This is a genomic window from Flavobacterium pallidum, assembly GCF_003097535.1.
GTDB lineage: Bacteria > Bacteroidota > Bacteroidia > Flavobacteriales > Flavobacteriaceae > Flavobacterium > Flavobacterium pallidum.
Map to the genome: position 1 here is coordinate 2173210 of NZ_CP029187.1, position 26363 is coordinate 2199572.

The 26363-nt window shown below is 44.0% G+C and carries 20 protein-coding genes and 1 tRNA gene; 6 read left to right on the forward strand and 15 right to left on the reverse strand.

Annotation, left to right across the window (positions count from 1 at the left end; all coding sequences use genetic code 11):
• Positions 1-17: 17 nt before the first annotated feature.
• On the forward strand, positions 18-512 hold the full coding sequence (locus HYN49_RS08815) for a GNAT family N-acetyltransferase (RefSeq protein ID WP_108903771.1): 495 nt from the start codon (positions 18-20) through the stop codon (positions 510-512).
• Here the strand turns inward: HYN49_RS08815 and HYN49_RS08820 are convergent.
• Positions 505-1080, reverse strand: coding sequence for a pentapeptide repeat-containing protein (locus HYN49_RS08820; protein ID WP_108903772.1), 576 nt, complete (start codon positions 1078-1080; stop codon positions 505-507). The two genes, HYN49_RS08815 and HYN49_RS08820, sit on opposite strands and share 8 nt — an antisense overlap.
• A 134-nt stretch (positions 1081-1214) precedes the next feature.
• Between HYN49_RS08820 and HYN49_RS08825 the strand changes: the two genes are divergently transcribed.
• Positions 1215-2498, forward strand: a complete 1284-nt coding sequence (locus tag HYN49_RS08825; protein ID WP_108903773.1) for an MFS transporter — start codon at positions 1215-1217, stop codon at positions 2496-2498.
• The gene (locus tag HYN49_RS08830) at positions 2479-3132 is read left to right on the forward strand and encodes a class I SAM-dependent methyltransferase (RefSeq protein ID WP_108903774.1); all 654 of its coding nucleotides are present in this window, start codon (positions 2479-2481) and stop codon (positions 3130-3132) included. Before HYN49_RS08825 ends, HYN49_RS08830 begins: the two co-directional genes overlap by 20 nt.
• Positions 3133-3227: 95 nt before the next feature.
• Here HYN49_RS08830 and HYN49_RS08835 read toward each other — a convergent pair whose 3' ends face one another.
• Positions 3228-5360: a S9 family peptidase gene (locus HYN49_RS08835; protein WP_108903775.1), complete on the reverse strand. Its 2133-nt coding sequence runs from the start codon at positions 5358-5360 to the stop codon at positions 3228-3230.
• A 91-nt stretch (positions 5361-5451) separates the two neighbouring features.
• Positions 5452-8079, reverse strand: coding sequence for a cyanophycin synthetase (gene cphA / locus HYN49_RS08840; protein WP_108903776.1), 2628 nt, complete (start codon positions 8077-8079; stop codon positions 5452-5454).
• Between the two features lie 237 nt (positions 8080-8316).
• Between cphA and HYN49_RS08845 the strand changes: the two genes are divergently transcribed.
• Both HYN49_RS08845 and HYN49_RS08850 read left to right on the forward strand, forming a co-directional pair.
• On the forward strand, positions 8317-9216 hold the full coding sequence (locus HYN49_RS08845) for a cyanophycinase (protein ID WP_108903777.1): 900 nt from the start codon (positions 8317-8319) through the stop codon (positions 9214-9216).
• A 3-nt stretch (positions 9217-9219) separates the two neighbouring features.
• Complete coding sequence (locus HYN49_RS08850; RefSeq protein WP_108903778.1) at positions 9220-10062, forward strand: isoaspartyl peptidase/L-asparaginase; 843 nt, start codon at positions 9220-9222, stop codon at positions 10060-10062.
• Here the strand turns inward: HYN49_RS08850 and HYN49_RS08855 are convergent.
• The 12 genes from HYN49_RS08855 to HYN49_RS08910 form a co-directional block, all read right to left on the reverse strand.
• The gene (locus HYN49_RS08855; RefSeq protein ID WP_108903779.1) at positions 10055-10903 is read right to left on the reverse strand and encodes a GNAT family N-acetyltransferase; all 849 of its coding nucleotides are present in this window, start codon (positions 10901-10903) and stop codon (positions 10055-10057) included. The two genes, HYN49_RS08850 and HYN49_RS08855, sit on opposite strands and share 8 nt — an antisense overlap.
• A 78-nt stretch (positions 10904-10981) precedes the next feature.
• Complete coding sequence (locus HYN49_RS08860; RefSeq protein WP_108903780.1) at positions 10982-11821, reverse strand: oxidoreductase; 840 nt, start codon at positions 11819-11821, stop codon at positions 10982-10984.
• 86 nt (positions 11822-11907) lie between these two features.
• Positions 11908-12807: a helix-turn-helix domain-containing protein gene (locus HYN49_RS08865; RefSeq protein WP_108905008.1), complete on the reverse strand. Its 900-nt coding sequence runs from the start codon at positions 12805-12807 to the stop codon at positions 11908-11910.
• Positions 12808-12845: 38 nt separating this feature from the next.
• Positions 12846-13610, reverse strand: coding sequence for an SDR family NAD(P)-dependent oxidoreductase (locus tag HYN49_RS08870; RefSeq protein ID WP_108905009.1), 765 nt, complete (start codon positions 13608-13610; stop codon positions 12846-12848).
• A gap of 81 nt (positions 13611-13691) precedes the next feature.
• The gene (locus HYN49_RS08875) at positions 13692-14078 is read right to left on the reverse strand and encodes a helix-turn-helix domain-containing protein (protein WP_108903781.1); all 387 of its coding nucleotides are present in this window, start codon (positions 14076-14078) and stop codon (positions 13692-13694) included.
• A gap of 635 nt (positions 14079-14713) precedes the next feature.
• Positions 14714-14791: transfer RNA gene (locus HYN49_RS08880), tRNA-Pro, on the reverse strand.
• Between the two features lie 127 nt (positions 14792-14918).
• Positions 14919-16937 (reverse strand): glycoside hydrolase family 97 protein, encoded by a 2019-nt coding sequence (locus tag HYN49_RS08885; protein WP_108903782.1) that lies wholly within the window; start codon positions 16935-16937, stop codon positions 14919-14921.
• Positions 16938-16953: 16 nt separating this feature from the next.
• The gene (locus HYN49_RS08890) at positions 16954-18189 is read right to left on the reverse strand and encodes a glycoside hydrolase family 71/99-like protein (protein ID WP_108903783.1); all 1236 of its coding nucleotides are present in this window, start codon (positions 18187-18189) and stop codon (positions 16954-16956) included.
• A 60-nt stretch (positions 18190-18249) separates the two neighbouring features.
• Positions 18250-19758: a RagB/SusD family nutrient uptake outer membrane protein gene (locus HYN49_RS08895; protein WP_108903784.1), complete on the reverse strand. Its 1509-nt coding sequence runs from the start codon at positions 19756-19758 to the stop codon at positions 18250-18252.
• 15 nt (positions 19759-19773) lie between these two features.
• The gene (locus tag HYN49_RS08900; RefSeq protein WP_108903785.1) at positions 19774-22701 is read right to left on the reverse strand and encodes a SusC/RagA family TonB-linked outer membrane protein; all 2928 of its coding nucleotides are present in this window, start codon (positions 22699-22701) and stop codon (positions 19774-19776) included.
• Positions 22702-22731: 30 nt separating this feature from the next.
• The gene (locus HYN49_RS08905; RefSeq protein ID WP_108903786.1) at positions 22732-23808 is read right to left on the reverse strand and encodes a hypothetical protein; all 1077 of its coding nucleotides are present in this window, start codon (positions 23806-23808) and stop codon (positions 22732-22734) included.
• A 2-nt stretch (positions 23809-23810) separates the two neighbouring features.
• Positions 23811-24326, reverse strand: coding sequence for a DUF5004 domain-containing protein (locus HYN49_RS08910; RefSeq protein ID WP_108903787.1), 516 nt, complete (start codon positions 24324-24326; stop codon positions 23811-23813).
• A gap of 379 nt (positions 24327-24705) precedes the next feature.
• Between HYN49_RS08910 and HYN49_RS08915 the strand changes: the two genes are divergently transcribed.
• Positions 24706-26292 carry a DUF6377 domain-containing protein gene (locus tag HYN49_RS08915; protein ID WP_245892152.1) on the forward strand — a complete coding sequence of 529 codons (1587 nt, stop codon included), beginning with the start codon at positions 24706-24708 and terminating at the stop codon, positions 26290-26292.
• Positions 26293-26363 lie beyond the last annotated feature (71 nt).

A 26363-nucleotide genomic window follows, 5' to 3' on the forward strand; every position in this document is an offset into this window, starting at 1 on the left:
ATAATTCATAATTTAAAATGCATATTACAGAAGCCCAGCCGAACGAATTCAACCTCATACAATACATCGTCGATAAGACATGGCCTGTGGCATATGGCGAAATCCTTTCTAAGGCGCAGTTGGATTATATGATTGCGCTTTTTTATTCATTGGAAGCGCTGAACAAGAATGTGGAAAACGGGCATCGGTTTTATTTCGCAAAGGATGATGATGCCGTTTTAGGCTTTTTAGGGATTGAACATCATTACAAGGGAAATCCTGTAACGCGAATCCATAAGATTTACATGCTTCCTGAATCACAGGGCAAAGGTGTCGGAAAGCTGCTGATTGAAAAGGCAGCTGAACTGGCTAAAGAAAACCAATCAGAGAAACTGTCGCTGAATGTGAACCGCTATAATCCTGCCATTCATTTTTATGAAAAACTCGGATTTGAAAATATGGGCAGCGAAGATGTTGCAATCGGGAATGGTTATCTGATGGAGGATTATATGATGGAGAAGCAACTTAGCTGACGATAATTTCATGTTTCGCCAGCAGGCCTTTCAAACCATGCTTTGAAAACACTGCCTTCCTGAGTTTGGTGCGCGAAGGATCGATTGTAAAATTTTTGCTCAGGCTGAAATCACATTTATTTGCAATGGCCTTATCGAATTCAGCGCGGTATAAATTACAATCCGGAAAAGCACAGGACGTTACATCTGCAGCCATAAAATCCACCGCAATTAAACTGCAACCGGAAAATGTGGTGCCTTTTAATCTGAGGGTATAAAATTTCGCAAAATCCAGGATGCAATCTGCAAAACGGATGTCGAAAATCAGCTTGTCGCACATCGCAAAATTCACTTCACGGAAACTGCATTGGTAAAAATGCGCAGTCCTTAAAGACACATAGTTGATTTTCGCCGTATCGAAATTGCAGCGTTGAAACACACAGTCAATGAATGTTACCCCGACAAATGCCGACGCACTGAAATCACAATCGTTAAACGTACATCGCTCGAAATCGGTGAAATCGGCAGTGTTTTTTTCGTATTTGATGTTGTTGAATTCTGTTTCGAAAACGTATTGGATTGACGGCACACAAATATTTTCCGTAAAACTACAGAATTCTTTTATTCCTCATGCGTTCAGAATCTACTGAGGCTGATTAAAATTTAACGCGTTTTCATGTTTATACCCAAAAACCTTTCCGCCGAAACCCGTAAATTAGCATCATGCAAACCGAAACGCCCACTCCAATCCCCCGCAAGGGTTTTATCAGCAAGAATCCATCATTGAAAATCCGTGAATTCCGCTCGTATTTAACGCTGCGGCTCGGGATTATCTTTGCGTTGAACATGCAGTCCACGACGATTTATTATTGGGTGTACCAAATGACCAATGATAAGCTGTCGCTGGGTTTTGTCGGTTTGGCAGAGGTTATCCCCGCGATTTGCTGTTCTTTCATTTCCGGGCATTTTGTCGACCTGAGTGAGAAAAGGAAGATGATTACGATTTGTCTTTTCGGATACATCGTTACTGGAATTTGCCTGTTATTGTTGGCGCTGCCGGCTGCCGGGCAGCAGTTGGATCCGTCATGGATATTGCACCTGATTTACGCGTTTGTGTTCCTTGGCGGGGCATTGCGGTCATTCTACAGTCCGTCGATGTTTTCGCTTTTCGGGCTTGTCGTACCGCGACAGGATTACCCGAACGCCACCGGATGGAGCAGTATGGCATGGCAGGTTGGGGCAGTGTTGGGGCCATTGGCGGCCGGATTTGCGATTGCTTCACTCAGCGTTTTATCAAGCCTTACTATTGTTGTGGTAATCGAATTTTTATTGTTGTTTCCTTTGTTTTCAATAGCCGTAAAGCCCATCATCAAAAAGGAGAAAGAGGCCATTATGAAAAGTGTCACCGAAGGGTTGCGCTTCGTATGGCGTACGCCGGTATTGCTTTCTGCATTGGCGCTCGATATGTTTTCCGTATTGTTTGGCGGTGCGGTGGCTTTATTGCCGGTATATCAAAAGGAAATTCTGCATGTGAATGAAATGGGTTTCGGGTTGCTGAGGTCGGCACCGGGAATTGGAGCCATCATGACCTTAGGCTTGCTGGCGTTGTTGCCTCTACGAACCAAACCCGGAAGGAAACTGCTGTTATGCGTGGCGGGATTTGCGGTATGCATTATTGTTTTCGGGCTTTCGACAAATTTTTACCTGTCATTCGCGATGCTGCTGTTCTCGGGCATGTTCGATGCGGTAAGCGTGGTCATTAGAGGGACCATCTTACAGCTGGTCACGCCCGACCATATGCGCGGAAGGGTTTCCGCAGTGAATACGATGTTCGTCAGCTCTTCGAATGAGTTGGGCGATTTCGAGAGTGGTGTCATGGCGCACTTCTTCGGAGCGGTCAGGGCTGTTGTGATTGGCGGCTGCCTGACGTTGGGTGTTGTCGGGTACACTTTGTTCAGGGCACCGCAGTTGCGTAAATTTACTTTTGATGAAAAGAAACCCGAATGATATGAACGATACGAATAAAGCTGCTGCTGTTTTCGATAAACATGCGAAAGGGTACCAGGAAAAGTACATGGACCTGGATTTATATGATGGTACGCTGGATGTTTTCTGCGGAAGCGTCATAAAACAAAATCCCGATATCCTTGATGTAGCCTGCGGTCCGGGCAATATTTCAAGGTATTTGCTGAAAGTACGCCCTGATTTTAAAATCCTCGGAATCGATCTGGCACCGAATATGATTGCGCTGGCTCTAACCAATATTCCTGAGGCCGGATTTAAGGTAATGGATTGCCTCGATATCCTGAACCTCGATGCAAAGTATGATGGGATTGTGTGTGGGTTTATCTTTCCATATCTTTCAAAAGAACAGGCTTCACGTTTTATTGCGGATGCCGCTTCCATGCTGAATGAAGGCGGTGTGCTTTATGTGAGTACGATGGAAAATCATTATTCGGCATCCAAATTGCAGATGTCATCTGACGGACAGGATGCGGTTTTCCAGCATTTTTACCTTGCGGAAGATATTAAAGCCATGCTTGAACCAAATGGGGTAGCGGTTTTTTATGAGCAAAGGATCGATTTCCCGAATGCTGACGGTTCCTCAACAACTGATGTCGTGATTATCGGCAGAAAATAAGAATTCCACCCAAGGCGCATCACGATTGGAATTTAGCTCCGCTCATTTCGGCTGCGCCTCGCGTGGAATTCGTAATTTGAAATTCGTAATTTGAATTATTTATTATTATCGATGATGTAATTCAGGACTTTCGTCATCAAATGCACGCGGTCTTTACCCAAAACGTTGTGTTTGTGCATCGGGTATGCGAAGAAATCGATTTGTTTTCCGGCTTCGATGAATTTTTTCAAAAGCGCAAAATTCTGCTGCATCACTACCACATCATCACTCGTGCCGTGGATCAGTAACAATTTGCCTTTCAGTTTGTCGACATAATTTAACGTGCTTGCCTCATCAAAACCTTGCTGGTTTTCAGCAGGCGTGTCCATGTACCTTTCGCCATACATCACTTCGTAATATTTCCAGTCGGTAACCGGGCCCCCGGCAACCCCCACATTGAACGTCCCGGCTTTTCGCAGCATCAGCGACGTTGTCATGAATCCGCCGTAGCTCCAGCCGTGAACTGCCAGCCTGTTTCCGTCAACGTAGGGCAACGATTTCAGGTATTCCACACCTTTAAGCTGGTCTTCCATTTCATTTACACCCAGTTTTCCGTGGATTGCTTTTTCGAACTCAAAACCACGGTTTTCAGAACCACGATTGTCGACTGTAAAGACAAGATACCCTTGTTCGGCCATCCAGTACATCCATAAATTCGCGCCGTCAAGGTAAGTGTTTGTAATCATCTGCGCATGCGGACCGCCATAAACATACACCATGACTGGATATTTTTTATTCGGGTCGAAATTGCTCGGTTTGATTAACCTGGTATACAAATCGGTGGTGCCATCGGCGGCCTTGATGGTCCTGATTTCTGCGGAGCCCATAGCGTAGCCATCATATTTATTGCTGCTTGTGAGTAAAGTTTTGGCCTTGCCTGATTTGTCGTACAGCAATGATTTTGAAGGCGTGTTATGATTTGAGTATTCATCAAAAAGCCAATTGTCATCGGTGCTTGCCGCGAAAGTATGTACGCCGTCGTCTTTGGTAATTTGCGTCTGCCTGCCTTTCAAATCGACTTTATACACGAGCATGTTCGTTGGATTGGGACCGGTGGCATAAAAATAGACTTCCGTTCCGGCGTGGTTTGCGCTGATGATGGATTTGGTAACGAATTTATTCTGCGTAAGCTGTTTGATCAGCTTTCCGTCGAGGCTATAGTAATAAAGGTTGTTGAAACCATCTTTTTCACTGATCCAGATGAAGTTATTCGATTTCGCATCGGGGAAAAAGGCAGGATGTTCCGGTTCAACCCAGTTGTCGTTTTTCTCTTCAAGCAACGTGCGTACAAAGGCGCCGCTGTTGGCATCATAAAGATTTAAGCGCATGTCATTTTGCCCACGATTCAATGCTGCAATAAGGACGTATTTTTCATCAGGAGTCCATGATAAGTTGGTCAGGTAATCGTCAGGATTCCCTTGTGGTGTAATAAAAACAGTTTTCCCACTTGAAAGATTGTAGATCCCGACACGTGGTTTTTCGCTTTTCTGCCCGATCATCGGATATTTGATATTCACAAGTTTTCCCGGCGTTTCATTGATGTCGAGCAAAGGATAATCAGCTACATCGTTTTGGTCTTTTTGGTAAAATGCCAGCAGGTTTGATTTTGGCGACCAGAAAATTCCGCCTTCAATCCCGAATTCATTCCTGGCGAAGAATTGCCCGGAAACAATATCTTCGTCGGTTTCATTGGTGACGGCAATTTTTTTGCCATTGGAATTCAGAAGGAAAAGGTTGTTCTTTTCGGTAAAAGCGATACCAGAATGATTGTTGTCAAAAGTGGTGTTTTCCGCTTCTTCGGGCAATTCTGACGTTTTTTTACCGGTTTTGGAAATCAGATTGTATTCGTAGTACTTATTGCCATCGGCGATTGCCATCGTATTGGCATTCTTAAACGAAATGCCGGCAAAATTTTTGAGGCTTGTACCTAAAGCTTTGTTGAGGTCGGCTAGCGAAATGAATTCGGTCGCCTGTGCATTCTTGCTGTTCGCCGTCATCAGTTTCCTGGCGCTGTCTTCAAAATAAACATATTTATCTGAATCCGGAATCCATTGGAATCCGATTAATTTATCTGCACGGAATTGTCGGTTTTGGGCCAGTACACCCTCTTCAAGCGTGATTTTTTTTGTTTGCGCGAAAGCCGTTGAAACAAAAAGTATCGCAAGCGCAGTAATCGAAAGTTTAGTCATAAAAGTCGGTTTAATTAAAAAAGGATAAAGCACAGTCCCATAGGTCTGCCGGCTTTATCCTTTGTTACATTATCATTAAAAAATATCAGTTTCAGACGTTGCCGTCCTCGTTTTCCTTGTCAAGGTATTCCTGTACGATTTCGATCGCATTGGTGATTACATCGCTTAAAGCCGTAATAAAAGTGCCTTCTTCAGCAATATTCATGGCATGCTTGATGGCATCGGTTTCCTTGTTGATGATTTCGTAGGTAATGTTTGTACGTCCGGATTCCGAAATACCCTCCATAATCAGGTTGATGATTTCCTCTTCGCTGCGCCCGCGCAAGTGCTTCTCCTGGCGGATGATGATGTGGTCGAACATGCGCGCCGCGATTTTAGCGCATTCGCGGATGTCTTCATCGCGTCGGTCACCCACACCGGCAATAATCCCGATTTTCTTATTGGCTTCGACGCTTGACAGATAGTCTTCAACACCTTTATAACCTGAAGGGTTGTGCGCAAAATCAATCAACACCTTAAACCTCTTGAATTCAAAGATGTTCATACGACCGGGAGTCTGTGCGACACTTGGGATAAATGTCTGCAAAGAAATGCTGATGTCTTCCGTCTTGAACCCGTAAAGATATCCGGCTAAAGTCGCGGCGAGTGCGTTCGCAATCATGAATTTCGCCTTACCGCCTAATGTTAAGGGCACATGCGTCGCGCGTTCCACACGGATTTTCCATTCGCCTTTTTTAATGGTAATGAATCCATTTTCATATACGGCGACGGTTTTTCCTTCCTTGCTACATTTTTTAATCAATTCATTTTCCTCATCCATACTGAACCAGGCAATGTTGCAATGCAGTTCTGAAGCGATTTTGACACACTGTTCGTCTTCCGCATTCAGGATCGCCCAGCCGTCTTTTTTCACGCTTTTTACAACAGTACTTTTTACGCGTGCCAAATCATCCAGGGTATGGATATCGCTTAATCCCAAATGATCTTCCTGGATGTTGGTTACAATGGCGATATCACAACGGCTGAAGCCAAGCCCAGACCGTAGGATTCCCCCTCTGGCAGTTTCTAAAACGGCAAATTCTACAGTAGGGTCTTTAAGGATATATTCCGCGCTGATGGGCCCGGTCGTATCTCCTTTTTCCATCATATGGTTCTGGATGTAGATACCGTCAGAAGTGGTAAAACCAACTTTATAACCGTTGTTTTTCACCATATGTGCCAGTAAACGCGTCGTGGTGGTTTTTCCGTTCGTTCCGGTTACCGCAATAATCGGAATGCGGCTTGGTTTTCCGGGTGGATATAGCATGTCAATCACCGGAGCGGCGACGTTCCTTGGCAATCCTTCCGATGGTGCGAGGTGCATGCGGAATCCCGGCGCGGCGTTTACTTCCAGGATGCAGCCTCCGTTTTCCTTTAAGGGTTGTGTAAGGTTTTCGGCCATGATGTCGACACCACAGATGTCCAGCCCGATGACGCGGGAAATCCTTTCGGCAAGGAATATATTTTCAGGGTGCATCATGTCGGTAACATCAACGGAAGTGCCACCAGTGCTGAGGTTTGCCGTCGATTTCAGGTATACAATTTCCCCGTTTTTAGGAACCGTTTCCAAGGTGTAATTTAATTTTTCAAGCAAATCCATCGTATCGCGGTCCACATCAATCTGTGTCAGTACATTCTCATGTCCGTAACCGCGCCTTGGGTCAAGATTGGTTTCATCAATCAGTTGCTGTAAATTATCCTGCCCATTTCCGACAACGTGTGCCGGAACGCGTTTGGCTGCAGCTACGAGTTTATTGTCGATCACCAAAACCCGGAAATCAAATCCGGTAATGAATTTCTCCACGATGACACGGCGGCTGTATTTTTGCGCATAAACCAATCCGGCTTTGGCATCCTCAATGTTATTGACATTAATGGAAGCGCCTTTTCCATGATTGCCGTCTAAAGGCTTAATCACAATCGGATAACCGATTTTGTTGATGGTTTCTTCCAGATCGTTATCATCAACGCAAATGCTGCCGCTTGCTACAGGAATCGAAGCCAGTTGCAGCATACGCTTTGTTTCTTCCTTATTACAGGCTATGTCCACGGCAATGTTACTGGTTTTTTGGGTAATTGTAGCCTGGAAACGCATCTGGTTTACGCCATAACCCAATTGTACCAAAGAATTTGTTCCCAATCGGATCCACGGGATGTCACGTGCGACAGCTTCTTCAACAATACTTCCGGTACTTGGCCCGAGGCGCACACGTTCCCTGATTTCGCGCATTCTCTGAATGTCTGCATCAAGGTCATAATCGGTTCCCGCAATAAGCGCCTCAGCGATATTTACGGCTGATTCCGCTGCAAAAATGCCCACATTTTCCTCTGTATAGCTGAAAACGACATTATAAATCCCCGGAGTCTTGGTTTCCCTGGTTCGCCCGAAACCGGTTTCCATCCCGGCAAGTGTCTGGATTTCCAGAGCGATGTGCTCAATGACATGCCCCATCCAGGTGCCTCTTTCGATACGCATGAAAAATCCCCCGCGAACACCTTCTGAGCAACGGTGGTCAATCAGTGTAGGCAACAGCGCCTCTATCCGTTCCCGGAAACCGTCAATCTTATTGGTTGGAAATTGCTCCATTTCTTCAAGATCGAGGCGCATCTGAATCAGTTTTTTCCTTTGGACACTCCATATATTAGGGCCACGGAGCGCCTGCACTTTAAGTATTTTCATAAACTCGGTTGGTTTGTTTTGTTTTGGGGGCAGTATCAAAAGTAGCTTTTGGGTTAATTTGGAAACTGCCGCATTTTAGTTAAAAAACTTAGAATATAATGGCAACTAAAATAATTTTTTTGTTGAACTAATCAAAATTTAATCATCAAAATGTAGAATTATTTCTGCGTTATAAAAAAAATGAAAAAAAAAATTTGGCAAAATTGCATACTTTAACTTTTTGGCTATTTTTACAAAATGAAGATACGAGGAAAACTAGTTATTATTGGTGGTGCGGTGGATAAAGGCAGTTTTACCGAAACTGACCTGGATAAGAATGCAGCCAATAACCTGAATTTTTTTGAAACAGGCATCCTGAAAAGAATCCTGAACGAATCAAAGCACAAAGCCGATTCCAGGATTGAAGTCATCACTACAGCTTCAAAGATCCCGAAGGAAATCGGGCCTGAATATGTAAAGGCACTGAATTACCTTGGTGCCAAAAACGTTGACGTATTGCATCTCGACAAGCGTGAAATGGCCATGCAGCCGGAATATCTTGAGCGTTTGCGCAATGCTGACGTCGTGATGTTTACCGGTGGCGACCAGCTCAGGCTGACATCAATCCTGGGAGGAACGCCTTTCCACGACCTGATGCTCGAGAAATATTACAACGAAGATTTCATTTATGCCGGAACTTCCGCAGGAGCCGCTGCCGCTTCGAATAATATGATTTATCAGGGAAGCAGCTCGGAAGCATTATTAAAAGGTGAAGTGAAGATCACCAGCGGCCTTGGACTCATTGATGGTGTGATCATTGATACGCATTTCGTGCAACGCGGCCGTATCGGGCGGTTGTTCCAGGCGGTGGTAGGAAATCCGAAAGTTTTAGGCATCGGACTCGGGGAAGATACGGGACTGCTCATTAAGAACAATTCCGAAATGGAAGCCATTGGTTCGGGATTGGTGATTTTAGTGGATGGCCGTGAAATCAAGGATACGAATTTAACCCAGGTAGAATTGGGCCAGCCGATTTCCATCAACCATCTCGTGACGCACGTCATGAGCAAGTACGATACATTTGACCTCAAGACCCATAAAATGCATATTCAGTCTTCGCAATATGCGGAGAAACTGCAATTCCTTTCAGACGATTAATACATGAAAATCATCATACATGGCGGATTTTTCTCAGAATCCTCGACCAGCCAGGAAACCAAAACGGCCAAGCAACAGGCGCTTATCCGCATTGCGAAACAATCTTTTGAATACCTCAAAAACCATTCAGCAGTAGAAACGGTAGTTTATGCGGTTTCTTTATTGGAAGATGATGATCTGTTCAATGCCGGTATCGGTTCCCAGATACAAAGTGACGGAAAAATCCGGATGAGCGCGGCGCTGATTGATGGTTCAAACCAAAAAATGAGCGGTGTCATTAATATAGAAGAAGTTAAAAACCCGATCCAGGTGGCCAAAGTGCTTCAGGAGTATGACGATAAGGTTTTGGGCGGAAGCGGCGCTACAAACTTTGCCCGTAAACACGGATTCGAAGCCTTTTCAACTGAAATTCCGCAACGCCGCGCAGAATATGAGGCGAAACTCGAAGCCACCGGAACAGGAACTGTAGGCTGCGTGGCTTTGGACAAAAACGGAAAATTAGCCGCCGCAACCTCTACAGGCGGGAAAGGTTTTGAGATTCCGGGCAGGATTTCGGATTCGGCGACAGTGGCCGGGAATTATGCCAATCCATATTGCGGTGTGAGTTTAACCGGAGTGGGGGAGGACATCGTCAGCAATGCGACTGCAGCGAAAATCGTAACCCGTGTTACCGATGGTTTTTCGTTAAAGGACGCTTTCGATAAAACTTTTGCAGAATTAAAGGAGCATGACGGTTTTGCAGGAGCGATTGCGATTGATAAAGACGGGAATATGTACCATCAGGATTCTTATCCAAGTATGGTCTTTGCGAGTTTTGATGGTCAAAATACCGAAGTTTTCAATTAATTTCCATTCGCATTTCAAACTGCTGCAAGGTTTCTTCAAACCCTATTTTCTCCAGGAAATTTATACTCCCTTTGTCAGCAGTATCCAAATTGATCAATGTAACCGGTTTATTGCCAATGATTTGCTGTACCTTATGAAAAAGTGCGTGCCCAATGCCCAGTTTCCTTAAACCGGGATGCACGCCAAATTGCTTCACCCTTCCGTTTGCTTCTGAAAACACAATATATCCGGCCAGTGTATTTTCTGCGGAAGCAGTATAACAAATATGCTGCGCAGGATTTCGTTTGATCGTATTGAAACTGTTTTGGTAAGCAGGGCGATGGTTGCCGAATTTTGAAATAACCGTTTCATCAGGCAGCGGAGCGGAATCGATTTTAAATGATATGTCATTTTCAGGAACTTTCATATTTCCTTTAAAACAGTTAAGCAATCGCTGTTGCTTGAAACCAATCTTTTTATAGGTGCTGATGGCGCGTTCGTTTTTGGTGATGACTTCTAACTGATGAGTGGTAATTCCTTTTTCCAGAAGATATGGCGCCAGGAAGGCATACATGTTTTGGGTCAATTGCTGTCCGCGGAATTCAGGAATGACACCGGTTCCGGCATTGTAGGCGATGTTTTTATTATCAAATAAATCTGTTCCGATAAGCATAAATCCGACCAATCGGGTATCGGTAAAAACCCCAACTGAATCTTCCAATCGGATGTTTTCTGATAACATTTTTGACTCCAGATCACTTTGCGTCAATTGAAAAGGCAGGATATAATCTGCGAAAGCGGCATTGAACGTTTCAGCGAGATATTGCAGCGGAATATTTTCGAGGGTTTTTATTTCCATCATATGTAAATGTAGCAAATTTGCTGCATAAATAAACCGCGGATTGTGGTGTCCGCGGTTGATGAATTGGTTTTACGGTCGTCAGAAATCGGTTGAAACGGTCAATTTTTTCCAGTTTTCCAGTTCGGTTCCCATGTTTTCCATTTTTTGTTTCGCCAAAGCATAAGCGTCGCTGCCAAGGAATAAATGCAATGGCGGATTTTGGTTTTCAGCCGCTTCGATAATGGCTTTCACGCCTTTTACAGGATTTCCGGGCTGGTTGTTGTTCATCTGATCCTGATGGAATTGCTGTGATTCGCGCGTGGTTTTATAATCGGCCATGATATTTTTGGGCGTAACCAAAGAATCCGAATTCAGGAAATTGGTGCGGAAATAACCCGGCAGTACCGATGTCACGTTGATGTTGAACGGTTTCACTTCCATCGCCAACGCTTCAGAAAATCCAACTACGGCAAATTTTGTGGCACAGTAAATTCCGAAACCTGGAAAATCACCCAAATAACCACCAATCGACGACACGTTGAAAATTTGCCCGGATTGCTGTTTCCTCATCTGCGGAAGCGCCTGCCTGATGACATTTAATGTCCCGAAAACATTCACATCAAAGTTCTGCCTTGCCTCTGCATCGGATAATTCCTCAACAGCGCCGAGCAATCCATAACCCGCATTGTTTACGACAACATCGATCCGTCCAAACCTGCTGATGGTTTCATCGATGGCCGTTTTGACATTGGTTTCGTTAACCAGATCCATTTGCAAAGGAAGGAAATTGGCATGGTCAGCGATTATTTTTTCCAATTCCGATCTGTTCCTTGAGGTGGCAGCGACGTTTTCACCTTTTGCCAGAAGCTGCTGTACCAATTCCAATCCCAATCCTTTTGACGCTCCGGTAATGAACCAGGTTTTAGTTTGTGTCTTCATAATAAAGTATGTTTTTAATTATGAAGCAAAGTTATGCCGGAAGCTAAGCTCAGGACTTGCCGCAATCAAACGGTAAATTGCAAAATTCAAACATTTCGGAAAGAAGAAGGTGTAAGCGTGGTTTGCTTCCTGAAAAAGTTATTGAAATGCGACGCTTCATCAAACCCCAGCGTATACCCGATTTCGGAAATATTCCAGTTGGTGTGTTTTAAAAGCGCTTTAGCTTCATTTGCAAGGCGTTCGGCAATAAGGTTTGTCGTCGTTTTTCCGGTTGTATTTTTAACGGCACGGTTCAAATGATTCACATGTATAGAAAGTTGCCCGGCAAAATCCTTTGCGGATCGCAGGCTAAAACGCTGCGAAATGCTTTCAATCGGGAATTGGCGCTCCAATAATTCCATAAAAACCGAAGTGATGCGCGAATTGGCATCGGGATGTTTGTATATCGTTTCTGTAGGTTGCCGTTTTAAAGCAAAATGCACCAATTCCATCATATATGTAGAAAGCAAATCATATTTAAAGGCATACTCTGAATCAATTTCCGACTTCATTTTCAGGAAAATAGCGGTGACCTCTGCATCTTCTTCTTCAGAAAGTGCATACGCGGGTTTGCCTGATGGGGAAAACATAGGGATGTCGGCAGGGTTTCCCTTGAACCTTTCCGTAAAAAACGACTCTGTGAAAATACAGAAATGCCCGCTGATCTCACCCGAAAGCAATTCCCAGGTGTAAGGCACATGCGGATTGTGGAAGATCAGCGTCGATCCGGAAACATCAAAGCTCTTGTCGGCATAATGATAGCGGTAATTTCCGCGGATCAGACTGATTTTGTAAAATTCGCGCCTGCTGTAGCGTACAATCATCCGCCCGTCTGAAAAACAATCTTCAGAGCGGAATACATTAAAATGCCCGAAGCCTTTGCGGTGCTGTTCGGGCATGCTTAATGTATTGTGGTAAAAATCTTCGAGTGTTACTGTTGTTTCCATCATGCGAAATTACGGAATTCAAACAATATGAAGAATGATTAAAGTAAGAAACCTCCCGAAACTTCGATACGCTGCGCATTTACCCAACGCGCCTCATCAGAGCAAAGGAAGGCAACCACACCGCCAATATCGTCAGGCAACCCGACACGGCCCAGTGCGGTCTGCGAGGCTACGAAAGCGTTCAGTTCCGCATTATCGCGAACCCTTCCGCCACCGAAATCGGTTTCAATAGCGCCCGGAGCAATCACGTTTACACGGATTTTCTTGTGGCCCAGTTCCTTCGCAAGGTATTTCGTAAGCGTTTCGATGCCGCCTTTCATGGTGGCATAAGCGGCATAACCCGGTAAGGTAAATCGCGCCAATCCTGTAGAAACGTTTACAATTCCGCCGCCATCATTCATCAGTTTTTGTGCATGCTGTGTCATGAAAAAAGTAGCTTTCAGGTGGATGCTTACCATAGAATCGAATTGCGCTTCAGTGGTTTCTGCAAAGGGAACATGAAGCCCGATGCCCGCATTATTTACCAGAAAATCGAATCCGCTTGCGGCGAATTTGTCCTTCAAAACTTTGGAAACCGATTCGAAGAAAACAGGAAATGATTTGGAATCCGCGACATTGAGCTGTAAAGCTGCCGCTTTTTGTCCCATGTTTTCGATTTCCTTAACGACTTCCAATGCTTCCGCTTCTTTGCTATTATAAGTGAGGATAATGTCGTTTCCTTTTTGGGCCAAAGCCAAAGCCATGTTTTTCCCAAGTCCGCGGCTGCCGCCGGTTACAAGTACAATTTTAGTTTGTGTCATCATCATTTGTTTTTAATTACAAGGCAAAGTTATGTTTGGATTTGCGTTGAAAAATGGTGAAGACTTCAGTTTTTTAGTTTGCGCCTACTGAGATTGGGACTGTACACTTTTTCTATACTGTAACGGTGTCATCCCACACATCCCTTTGAAGAATTTAATAAAATTCGTCGGTTCATCGTAAGCAAAGACCATCGCAATTTCAGCGATAGGCAAATGTGTTTCGCGCAGCAGCCGTTGTGCTTCATCAAGAATGCCATGTTCCATCCAGTCGCAGGGCGATTTTCCGGTGGTCAGTTTTATGGTATTGGTCAAATGGCCGGGATGGATGAACAATTTCTCCGCGAATTTTGACGAAGACATGCGGTAATTCACTTTTCCGGCAAATAGTTCAGACAAATGCGCTTCATATATTTTGATGAAGTCGGCAGTAATTTCGTCTTTTCTGGAAAGGATTTTTAATGGGATAGGCATATGTAAAGATAGTTAATTTTAATTTTTATGGCGTGCCCCTGCGGGTCGGGCGCTTCGCTTCAATCTTTTTACCTTCCGTTGCACTACAGGCAAAAAGGATTTCCGCTGCGATCCCTCACGCGGTCGGGTGTATATTTCGCGTACCAAGTCTTTATTAACGATAGTACAAATAATTTCCAATCGGCAATGTTGTCATCCTGAGGAAGGAAGTCCAGTCCATTTCACAACGTTGTCATCCTGACAAAGGAAGGATCTCAGGATTATTCGCTACGCTCATGATCCTGAAGTGGGATTGTTGCTCATCAAAAGTTGAAAAGCTGGCGCTTTTCACTTTCTTATTCAAATATTTGTTTGGAAATTGGGAACGCAGGATTACTTCGTTATCCTGGAATGGGGTAATTGCTCATCAAAAGTTGAAAAGGCAGAAAAAACCTTTTTTAATGAGCTTAGCTGCGGCTGGGGACTAGACAGGATTACTCGCTGCGCTCGTGATCCTGGAATGGGTAAGCTGCTCATCAAAAGTTGAAAAGCTATCGCTTTTCACTTTTTTGTTTTACGTCCGTTCGCTTCGAAGCAAAGCTTCGGCGCACTGTCGTAAAACAAAAAAGCTGAACTTTTACAAGTTCAGCTTTTGATGGTCGGGGTGGCAGGATTCGAACCTGCGGCCTCCTGCTCCCAAAGCAGGCGCGATAACCGGGCTACGCTACACCCCGAAGACGGTGCAAATATAGAATTAAATTTCTTTACACAAAACTTTTGCTAAAAGTATTATTAAAGGAAAAATAGCGGGATGCTCAGGTCCCGCTATTTCAATTAACTAACTCAAACAGAAACTTAAATTTATGGCGTCACAAGCCTGATTTCAACTGCCGCACCACCTCCGGGTGCAAGATTCAGGTCAAGCTTTGTGTTATGGTCAACATTTTTCCTTGATATATTTACGGGATAAGGATTGGTTTTGTAATCCGCTCCGGTGCCGTCAGTGTATAAAATTGCTTCGTATTTTTTGCCTGTATCAAGGAAATCGAGCGAAATTTGAACCAGCCTGGCTTCTTTATTAGTGACCGCACCGATATACCAGTTTTTTTCCTCCCGGTCTTTACGGGCCATGACAGCAAATTCACCTATTTTGGAATCCAACACTTTGGTGTAAGACCAATTGCAAGGCACATCCTTTATAAACTGGAATGCTGGTTTTCCGGTATAATTTTCAGGTAAGTCGGCAGCCATCTGCAAAGGGCTGAACAAGACGACATACAGTGCCAGTTGTTGTGCCAGTGTCGTTTTTACCCTGGCCCCCGAAGGTGTTTTATAATCGAAATTGAAAATTCCCGGAGTATAATCAAACGGTCCTGAAAGCATTCTTGTAAATGGCAATACAGCTGCCTGGTTGGTATCATTACCACCATCCGCAGACCAGGCGTTGTATTCCTGGCCACGTCCGCCTTCCCATGACATCAGGTTTGGGTAAGTGCGTTGCAATCCGGTGCCTTTTACGGGTTCGTGGTTGTCAATCATAATGTGGTATTTTGCAGCGGTTTCAACTACTTTCCTGTAATGCCTTACGCCATATTGGCTGTCATGCCATTCTTTTTTGTCCAGGTATTTATTTACATAACCTGTTTTGACGGTATTCACCCCCATTTTATTATACAGCCTGAAAGCGTTTTCCATCTGGCTTTCATAATGTTTTGAAGCGCCGGCAGTTTCATGATGCCCAATCAGCCTGACATTTTTTATGGCTGCATGTGCACTGATATCGGCAAGATCGAAATCCGGATAAGGTTCGGTAAAACTGAAAGCACGGCCATCCGCGGTCCAGTCGCCGTCCCAGCCTTTATTCCAGCCTTCGACAAGCACACCGTTGAATCCGTTTTCGGCAGCGAAATCGATATATTTTTTTGTGTTTTCAGTCGTGGCACCATGTTTTTCACCGGAACCCCAGGTGTATTTTTCAAGGTGCATCCCCCACCAGATCCCCATGTACTTTGAAGGCATAATCCATGAGATGTCTTTGATTTTCGAGGGTTCATTCAGATTCAGCATTAAAGTTGAAGTGACCAGTTCGCCCGGTTTTTCTCCGATGATAATGGTACGCCATGGGGTGTTAAACGGTGTTTCTGCATACACTTTTACCCCATCAGCCCACGGCACCAATTCGCTTTTGTATTGGTTTGCCGAAGATTTCAACAACGTCATGGAGGCAAAATCGGTTAAATCGGCTTCGTGTATTGCGAGATATAAATTGTCACTCATTTCAAAAGTGGCTGGTGTATTGATCGTATCGGTCCGGCTCATAGGCGTTTTGCGATAAGTGCTTTCATAATAACTGTTGTCACGGTGCACGGGGATTGACCATACCTCATTGTCATTTTCAAAAGTAAATTGTGTGACTTCATTGGAGATTTTTACTTTTCCTAAATTTGGTTGCTTCGGAAAAGAATACCTGAAGCCGATGCCGTCGTCAAAAACCCGGAAAATGATATCCAATTTGCGCTTGTCGCCGTTCGATTCCTCCAGATGTACGATCAATTCATTGTGGTTGTCACGTACTTTTTTAAACTCGCCCCACGGCTGCTCCCAGCTTTCATCGACGGAATGTTTTTCTGTGGAAACGACCTTGAAATCTTCGGTCATTTTTTTAATTCCGTCAAATTCAAATCCCATCAATGACGGCTTTATGACGGCTTTACCTCTGGTATTCAGCCAATATTGCGGCTGGCCCTTATCGCTGAGCTGGAAGGAAAGTTCGTTTTTATGATCTGGCGATTGCACAGAAATCACTTTCCTGGAACTGCAGCCCGGCATTAAAACGGCCATTATAAATAGTGCTAAAGGCTTGTATATGCTGTATTTCATTATTGTTTAGGTTAAATTATTCAATCCCATCAATCAGGGCAATCGCTTTATCGGCCTGCATGGAAACGAAATAATAGAATGACTGGTCGAGCTTTTTCTGGATTGCGGCATCGCCTTTATGGGTTTTGCGTAAATCATATAATTTGCTGATGTTGGTAAAAACATCGGCTGAAGTGATTCCCGCAAATGCTTTTATCTTTTGGAGATAACTGTAGCCGAATTCCTTTGTAGGTTCGATCATAGTGCCTTCGCCGAAATCATTCCACGTAATCAGCTGTACATAATCTACACCTGAATTCTCTGCCAATGATAGCGTGGCATCCAAAGTGGCTCCGTTATTATGATCGATTGCCCATCCCAAAGCACCGCCCGCACCACCTTCCTGGTAATAATCATGGAAACCCGGATAAGCACCGCCCATAGCAACATCGAGATCCGGAAGCCTGTTCATGTAAAAGTTGCTTAAGTGCGTATTATTCTGGTAAACCCATGCAAACTCACCTGAAGCATTATTTCCCGCTTCGCCTGATTCATTCCATAAAGTCAGGAAAGTAGGTTTTGGATTTAAATTACTGAAAGCAGTCGCCCATTGATCGGGTGTGGTTAGCGTAATCGGGCCGAAATCCATCAGCAATGGCTTATCTTTGATTTTGATGTAATTCGAATCATTGAAATAATGGCTTTGCAGCCAGTTCATGTCCGTTTTAGCTGCCGCCGTAACTGATGGTGCTTTGTCAGCATTCACAATATTGGTTAAAACCCTGTCTTCGTAAACAATCGCATATTCCAGTCCTACTTTGTCCAGCAAGGCAATAATCTGTTCCGTATTATCCTTGATGATTTTGTAATCATACAAGTCGTATGTACCATACCAGTCAATCAGGATGCCGTCGATTCCGGAGTATTTCATCATCAGCAAATGATTTTCAATCACGTCCTTATCGCCAGAATGATATGGTCCGATCATCGGATAATAATGCGATGCGATCTGCCTTTTTCCATTGGCATCAACAATGTCCGGATTTCTATTGGCCATGGTCCAGTGATAGCCCCAATTGCTGTCGGCGCTGCTTTCATTTGTTTCAAACCATGCCATATAATGCGCATATATTTTGGTATTGTTGGTTTTTGCTATGGTCACAGGTGCTAAAATTTCGAGCTCAGGCTCAGTTGAACCACCACCACTATCGCTACTGCAAGCCGTTGTAATTGTGCCGATAATCGCCAGTAAAAAGATTTTTGTTTTATTCATTATGTTGAAAATAAAAACCGGCCTCCCACGAATTGCCCGGTGTGGAAGGCCGGTAAAAGTTTAATTTGGATATCCCGGATTTTGATGCAAATTCGTATTCGTTGACAATACCGATGCAGGAATCGGGAAGATGGCTTTGTAAGGTTCGGTAGTGCCTTTTTCCCACCATGGTTGGAAGAATGTCCCGAAACGGATGTTGTCCGTACGCCTCCTGCCTTCAAAAGCAAATTCACGAAGCAATTCCTTGTTGATGAAATCGAGGTCAATTACCGCAGGCATTTCAGTGCCTGCACGCGAAGTGATCTGCTGGATGAATGGCGCTGCCAGATCGGGTGAACCCAAACGGACATAGCATTCTGCCTGCATCATCAGGATTTCAGAATAGCGGATTAATACCCAGTCATTGTCGCGTTCCCATTTATCACCGGCACGCATTTCATATTTTCCGATACGCACGCCTTCATTTTCTTTTGCGTCTGCAACACTTGTAATTTCTTCGGTGTATGTGAGTGGTTCTCCGTTGTCCATCATAATGACCGAACCGGTTGCCAGGCTGATCTGGTCACCTGAAATCATCATTTTTTTGCGTTTATCGGCATCGTCAAACGAAGAGAATACGCCAGGCTGTGCACTGATTCCGTTGCCGCTCCAAGGGTAATCGCCGGTTGGCGAAATCGTGAAGCGATGCAGGTAATGGCAACTCATCGAAGATAGGTAATTGCCTAAAGTACCCGCATTTCCATCATAAGGAATCGAGAAAATAATTTCAGGTGAAGTCTGGTTGTTCGTTGCGAAATTGGCAAAATAATCAGAAGCCAAAGTGTACCCCGTCACATTCTGGCACATGTTGATGCAATCCTGCCAACGCGGTGTGCCTACGAAAGCCTCGGAATTCAGGTATAATCTGGCGAGTATGGAATAGGCAACATTTTTCGTAAACTTAGAATATACAACATTAGCAGGCAGATACGGAATGGCAGCAAGCAGTTCAGATTCCACAAAATCATACACCTGCTGGCGGGTTGAATTGGCTGGAAGACCTGTATCCTCAAAGTTGGTTACGATCGGCACATTCCCGAACATGTCCAGTAAATTGTAATAATAATAAGCCCGGATCGCTTTCAACTCGGCATAAATCGGTGCTTTCTCATCAGCAGTCAACCCGGATTTGTCGATTTGGTAAATAATGGAATTGACTTTGGCTATCCCGGAATAACAATAACGCCATGCTGACAGCATCAGGCCGTTGTTCGCAGTCCAGGTATGCCTTTGTGCCTCCTGATATTGTCCGCCGTCGTACCAGTTGGTGCCGCGGGTTGGGATTGTAGCCTCATCTGAGGCCACTTCATTCAGGAAAAATACATATTCGCAGGTAGGATAGGAGTGGGAAATGTTATCGCTGAACCCCCTCAGTGAGGAATACGCGCCACCTACAAGTGCCTGGATTTCTTTTGGAGTGGTACCAAAATCGTCGTCCTGCACCCTGTCGTACAAATCTTCATCGAGATTGGTACAAGAAACGGCAAAACAGGCGCTTAATACAAACGGAACTATCTTATTTATTTTCATGAGCTAAATTTTATGTTAATGATTAAGCGAAATATTGAGTCCGACGGAAATGGTTGTCGGCCTTGGGTAGTTGTTGAAACGATCGATTCCGGGAGTGGAAAGGCCTGTAAGGTCCACCTCAGGGTCGGTGCCTTTGTATTTTGTCAGGACAAAAAGGTTCTCGCCAAGTACATAAATCCTGAATTTCGGCAGGTTTCCTTTCAGTGGGACGGTGTAGCCTAAGGTCAGTGTCTGTAACCTGAAGAACGATGCATCTTCTATCCAATAGCTTGAAAACGTTGGCGCAGAAGTGATTGCACTGCCTATGAAATCATCAGGGATATTGTAGGCTGGCATCCTGTTTGGATCGTAAAGCATCATATTGGTGGCGTTCAATACCTTTTGGCCGAAACTACCGTAGCCTGTAAATCCTAAATCGAAATCCTTGTAAGTGAAATTCATCCCGATTCCCATGGTAAGATCAGGTTGTACATTGCCGATAGCCTGTTTTTCTGTGCTTAAGATAAACTCCCCATTTTCATCCAGTCCCTGGTATTGATATCCCCAGAAAGTCCCGACCGGATAGCCCTCCGCGATAATCTGTGAATATTGGTTTGACATGCCTGAAAGCCCGTGTAGTGAGCCGCTGTAAATCACATCGGTCTCATAAGTATCGTTTGAAAGCTTTTCGATTTTTTGCTTATTGTGCGCTAAAGTCAGGTTTGCATCCCAGCTGAAATCGTTGTGTTTCATCACGTTTGCGTTCAGCGTGAGTTCGATTCCCTTGTTTGACAATTCGCCAACGTTGGCCAGCATCGTCCCGACTAAGTACGGCGGCTGCGGCACTTCATAGGTATATAATAAATCCTTGGTTGTTTTGGAATACCATTCAAACGTTCCGTTGATGCGGTTGAAAAGGCTGAAATCAATCCCAACGTTGAATTGTGCAGTCGATTCCCATTTCAAATCCGGATTCGGATTCTGTGTCGGTGAATAAGCCAGACTCCAGTTTCCTGTTGCCGGATCATAATAGCTGTCCTGGCCTACGCCTAAAATAGAAAGCGATTTGTATTCACCGATGCCATCCTGGTTTCCGGTAACACCATAACCTGCACGGATTTTCAGGTTTGTCAGCCAGTTTTCAGTCGGTTTCATGAAATCTTCACCGGCAATACGCCATGCCGCCGAAACCGATGGGAAAACGCCCCATTTATTATTCGCCCCGAAACGGCTGGAGCCATCACGACGGATTGTTCCCGTAAACATATACTTTCCGTCATAAGAATAATTCGCACGCCCGAAAAACGAAACCAATCTTGATTTTCCTTTATAAGAATACACATCACCCAAACGGTAATCCTGTCCGGCACCCAGATTATTGTAATCAAATAAATCGGTGGTGAATCCGCTGCGTTGCGCGCCAAATCCTTCATAAATGTTTTCAAGGAAGGAATATCCTGCCATGGCATTAATGCTGTGTTTGCCTGAAATTTTATTGTAATTCAGGTACGTTTCGAGTTGTGCATTGGTGTAATCGCCGTAGATACGTTGTCCGTAACCGTCTTCAGTCTGGCCTTCAAGCACGGCATAAGTCGGTTTGTAAATGCCGCCTTTCATAGCGTTGTGTTCCATCGAAAGATTGGCGACAGCCTGAAAATTGTTGAATATCTTCGCTTCCGTTTTAAAATAACCTAAAACCCTGTGGCGTTCGCTGTCAGAAGTCCTGTTGGTCAGGATTTCCACCGGATTTTCATAAAGTGTCCCGCCTACAGATGAAAATTCCCCAGTTGCGGTTCGCACCGGAATCGTAGGATTCAGGTTAAAGGCGCGCTCGAAGATGCGGTAATCCAACGGATGCCATTTGTCAATGTTAGCATACACACCGACGTCAAATTTTAAAGCCTTATCCCAGGCATATTGATAAGTACTGGCATTAACGGCAAGACGGTTCAGGTTGGTTGTTTTTACGATTCCTTCGCTGTCAAGATAGGAAACCGAAGCACGTAATCCGCTTTCTTCTTTTCCCGAAGTGATGTTTAACGTATGTGATTGCGTTACGGCCGTCTGTTCGAGTTCATCCTGCCAATCTGTGTTTCCGCCATAATCAACGGCATCGGTCAGTGCATTGTCGCGTACGTAATTGCGCCATTGGTTAGCAGAAAGCATGTCGATATGGTTTGAAGCGTGGCTCACACCTGTAAAACCATTATAAACTACTGAAAGCCCTTTGGAGCCGCCTTTGGTGGTGATGATGATGACGCCATTGGCACCTCTTGACCCGTAAATTGCAGTAGCCGAAGCATCTTTCAATACATCAACAGATTTAATATCCGAAGCCTGTACTGAATTGATATCGACACCCGGAATTCCATCTACTACAATCAGCGGATTATTGCTGGCAGTCAGTGAAGTTCCGCCACGAAGTCTTAATGAAGAACCGCTGCTTGGGTCACCGGTGCCGCGCATGACGACCAACCCGGCTACTTTTCCCTGGAGGATCTGTTCTGTGGAGACGATGGTCCCTTTCACAAGATCTTTTGCCGAAAGGCTGGTGATAGCACCTGTCAGGTCAGATTTCCGCATAGTACCATACCCGACTGAGACCACTTCCACGGTTTCCAGCGTCGTTTGGTCTTCCTTAAGGTCGAAACGCAGTCCGCTGCCGGTTGAAGCATCGATTGTCAGTGTTTGGGTTACAAATCCGACAGACGATACTTTTATAGTATTTCCTGCGGTCACCTGTAGCGAAAATTTTCCATCGGCATCAGTCATCGTACCATTTGTAGAGCCATTTTCGGTAATTGACGCGCCTGGTAAAGAGATTCCGTTGCTGTCATAAACCGTACCGGAGATGAGTTTCTTTTCCTGTGCATAAATGGATGCTGAAAAGAGGAGCCCCATCAACACCATCACAAGATTGGCCCATACCTGAGACGGGCGTGTTTTTATATGTTTATTGTTCATCAGTTTTTTGTTTTAATTGGTCTTGAAACGCTAGTCCAGGGTTTTCAATGGAATGTCCGTATCTGAAATCGTGTGGTTCTGGTTGTCTTTTACCAAAACATGGATGGTATTGACATCGACATTTTGCAATGCTGTAGGGAGGTTTATAAAGCCTTTGATTTCATTGACTCCACCCATGAATTCACCATTTATTGTCGTACTTCCGGCAGTGATGGTGTAAATAAGCTTATTGATTCCGGGTTCGTTGTTTTTCCTGATGATGCCCAGGAAATCCTTCTTGCTGATTTGCAGCGGAAAATACCTGAATTCCGGTGGCGGTGGCGCAACATATTCGGCAGCATAAATAATCTGGTCCGGAATGGTACCGGCCCAACTGTCTTTGACCATCAGGAAAACAATATTTTCCATGATAAATCCGTCCGGCGCATTGTAATAGGTTTTCGGAACCAGATCCATTCGATAGAAACCGCCGCCCAAATCCTTAAGCTTGGTTTTTTCCACAATTTCAGGAAGCCACGCCTGGTATTCCTGAAGAATAGCCCAATTGTTCAGGCCGCTGTGCATATGAACGCTGGTAGCACCCTCAAATCCCGGAGCCATATTCGCATTAAAGAGGATGCTTAAACCACCTTCCAGTGTAGGATGCAGGGGATACGGACGAATCAATTCGTTGGCAGTGTAAAACGATGAAAAATCGGTGTAAGCGATATTGGCAACATCTGACTGCTTGCTTCCGGTTTTGTCTTTCAAGCGAAGCCAGAATCCTGCACTGCCTGCAATGGCTTCGGGAGTCATCGAAAAATAATCCGTTGGGGTGAGGGTCTTGCTCCAGACCATGTTGCCTTCATAATGGAGTTTGGCAAATTCCGAGGAGTTTCCCCAATTTCCCGCATCAGGTTCAGATGGGGACCAGATCCAAAGGTAAACGTCTTCATTTTCGGCAAATGTAGTCGTAGAAAGGTCAAAATACCATGTTACTTCCTCGTTGTATTTATAAACCACAGGATAGGAAGAAATCTTGTTGATCGGGCCGGCAGCATCCTGGGCATTCATGGAACCCGGTAACAAAGCGACGGCCAGTAAAAGGATGTGTATCATTTTTTTCATAATCAAAGCGCATTTAGTTTAAACTGATAGGAAATGAAGGGCGTTCCGCCTGATTTGCGGATAAGCTGTATTTCCATTTCGTCATTGCTTCCCGGTACTGATGTCAGCTTCAATTCATCGGTAAGCTGCGTTTTTGCCGCGTCACTGTAGAGATAGATCATAATACTGCCGGAATTCGTAGGCTGGAAGTCGGTACTCAGGTTCCAATATCCCGAAAGTGCAAACAATGCGGGAACATCGCCGGCTACTTCATAAGTAGTGGGTCTCATTTTGTCGTCAACATTCAGGTGCAACTGAAAATTTTCATAATTGAACAGCGTGCTGATATTCTGTTCATTAGGCTCAATGGCATTTGCCTTTGCAAATTCATCGACCATTTTAAGGCTCATGAGCCCCCAGTCACCACTTACTTTCTCATATAGCGTAATGGGGTCAACGTGGCTGCCGTCATCATCCTGTGTACAGCCAATGCACAGCAGAAAAATAGCGAGCAATCCATAGATACTTTTCATCCTCATAATTTGGTTTTTTAGTGATTATTGATTCGTTAAAAATTAGTTAAACGAAACTAAATCTTCTATAAATCAAAATAAAAAGGTGTGCTTAAAATCAAGATGATTTTTCTATTATTTGAAATATAAATACTTGAATAACAGTGACTTAATTTGATTATAAATATTTAAAAATCAAGGCCTTGTTTAGATGAATAACATCTTGATTTTTGAATATATGAATGTGAAAATCAAAATTATATGTATCTTTTTTTTTGAAATGGATATTTTTTGCCAAGCTTTTTTATTGAAAATAAAATTATATCTTATATTTAAGCAATAATTGCAATTTGGTTAACAAACAAGTTGAAACGCTCTGATGCAACTCAAAAATCCACGATTACACTTGCCTGTATTTTTCCTGTTTTTTACAATTTCGGTTTCGGCATCCGGAATAGATTCGATTATGCAGCAACTCGATAAAACCCTTTTGAAAAAAGAATACTACATGAAGAAGAAGTATTCAAAAATAAGGGAGCTGAAAAGAAATGTGGGCAAGTACACCTTAAGCCAGGACAATACAAGCCTTTATCATTGTTACATGGCTTTACTGGAAGAATACAAATCCTTCAAATACGATTCTGCCTATTACTATCTGGAACAGGCAAAGTCGCGTGCATTTATCCTGAAAAACCCTGATTTTATTGCAAGAACCAGAATTAAGGAAGGTTTTGTGCTTTTATCTTCCGGGCTATTTAAAGAAGCTATCGATACTTTAAACAGTGTTGATGTGAATCGCCTGAAACAGGATGGAAAATTTGACCTTTATTCTATCAAAGCCCGTGCTTATTACGATTTGGCAGATTATAACAAAGACCAGCGTTACAACATCCATTACGTGCAGTTAGGCAACCAGAACCTTCAGGAAGCATTGGCTTTGGTTAAGCCGAATACCAATAAATACTGGGCAACTGAAAGCTTAAAACGCATGAAGCAGCAGGATTGGAAGGGCGCCGAGTTTGCTTTTAGCTACTGGATCAATAATTTCGATTTGCCTGCCGGGTATTATGGTATTGCAACTTCCAGCCTCGGCTATATTTATTCTGAACGGGGATTTACCGAAAAAGCCATTGAATACCTCGCCCTTGCAGCCATTGCCGATATCAAAAATGCCACTAAGGAAACCGTTGCGCTGCGCAATGTGGCCAATGAATTATTCAAACTGGGCTATCTCGAAAAAGCCAACCGATACATCAACCTTGCTATGGACGATGCTACGTTTTATGATGCGCGCCACCGCAAAATTGAAATTTCGACCATCCTTCCGATTATTGAAAAAGCACAGCTTAACAAAGTAAAGGATCAGAATGACCGCCTTGAGAAAATCGTAATACTGCTCACGCTTCTCGCAATCATCATCATCGTATTCCTTGTAATCATATTCAAGCAGCTTAAGGAAAAAAATGCGGCCCGGAAAGCTATGGCAGCTTCTTACACACAATTGCAGGATATGAACAAAAATCTTGGTGAAGCCAATATCATCAAGCAGGAATATATTGCCTATTTTATTAAGGCGACTTCCGATTTCATTAATAAGATTGACCATATCCAGAAAAGTACCATCCACAATATCATTGCCAAGAAAACCACCGAAGTCATCGCGGCCCTCAAACGCTATAATGTAAAAGAAGAACGCGAAAACCTGTTCCGGCAGTTCGATGAGGTCTTTCTGAAGCTGTTTCCGACCTACGTAAACGATTTCAACGAATTATTCCCACCCGAAAGCCGGACCCAGATCAAAAAAGGGGAATTACTCAATACCGAAATGAGGATATTTGCACTCTTCCGGCTCGGAATCCAGGATGGCAACCAGATTGCCGATTTCATGGAACTCTCCGTATCGACCATTTATACATACAAGACGCGCATCAAAAGCAAATCCAGCTTCAGGGACAGTTTTGAGCAAAAGATTATGGACATTAAAACGATATGATCCAGTACCGAAACTCTTTATAACTTCATAACAATTCTTGATAACTCGTTTGGAGTAAATCGACAATTTAG

Coding starts and splice junctions, on each gene's coding strand:
- HYN49_RS08815 (WP_108903771.1), top strand. CDS start 18: ATGCATATTACAGAAGCCCAGCCGAACGAATTCAACCTCATACAATAC.
- HYN49_RS08825 (WP_108903773.1), top strand. CDS start 1,215: ATGCAAACCGAAACGCCCACTCCAATCCCCCGCAAGGGTTTTATCAGC.
- HYN49_RS08830 (WP_108903774.1), top strand. CDS start 2,479: ATGAAAAGAAACCCGAATGATATGAACGATACGAATAAAGCTGCTGCT.
- HYN49_RS08835 (WP_108903775.1), bottom strand. CDS start 5,360: ATGACTAAACTTTCGATTACTGCGCTTGCGATACTTTTTGTTTCAACG.
- cphA (WP_108903776.1), bottom strand. CDS start 8,079: ATGAAAATACTTAAAGTGCAGGCGCTCCGTGGCCCTAATATATGGAGT.
- HYN49_RS08845 (WP_108903777.1), top strand. CDS start 8,317: ATGAAGATACGAGGAAAACTAGTTATTATTGGTGGTGCGGTGGATAAA.
- HYN49_RS08850 (WP_108903778.1), top strand. CDS start 9,220: ATGAAAATCATCATACATGGCGGATTTTTCTCAGAATCCTCGACCAGC.
- HYN49_RS08855 (WP_108903779.1), bottom strand. CDS start 10,903: ATGATGGAAATAAAAACCCTCGAAAATATTCCGCTGCAATATCTCGCT.
- HYN49_RS08860 (WP_108903780.1), bottom strand. CDS start 11,821: ATGAAGACACAAACTAAAACCTGGTTCATTACCGGAGCGTCAAAAGGA.
- HYN49_RS08865 (WP_108905008.1), bottom strand. CDS start 12,807: ATGGAAACAACAGTAACACTCGAAGATTTTTACCACAATACATTAAGC.
- HYN49_RS08870 (WP_108905009.1), bottom strand. CDS start 13,610: ATGATGACACAAACTAAAATTGTACTTGTAACCGGCGGCAGCCGCGGA.
- HYN49_RS08875 (WP_108903781.1), bottom strand. CDS start 14,078: ATGCCTATCCCATTAAAAATCCTTTCCAGAAAAGACGAAATTACTGCC.
- HYN49_RS08885 (WP_108903782.1), bottom strand. CDS start 16,937: ATGAAATACAGCATATACAAGCCTTTAGCACTATTTATAATGGCCGTT.
- HYN49_RS08890 (WP_108903783.1), bottom strand. CDS start 18,189: ATGAATAAAACAAAAATCTTTTTACTGGCGATTATCGGCACAATTACA.
- HYN49_RS08895 (WP_108903784.1), bottom strand. CDS start 19,758: ATGAAAATAAATAAGATAGTTCCGTTTGTATTAAGCGCCTGTTTTGCC.
- HYN49_RS08900 (WP_108903785.1), bottom strand. CDS start 22,701: ATGAACAATAAACATATAAAAACACGCCCGTCTCAGGTATGGGCCAAT.
- HYN49_RS08905 (WP_108903786.1), bottom strand. CDS start 23,808: ATGAAAAAAATGATACACATCCTTTTACTGGCCGTCGCTTTGTTACCG.
- HYN49_RS08910 (WP_108903787.1), bottom strand. CDS start 24,326: ATGAGGATGAAAAGTATCTATGGATTGCTCGCTATTTTTCTGCTGTGC.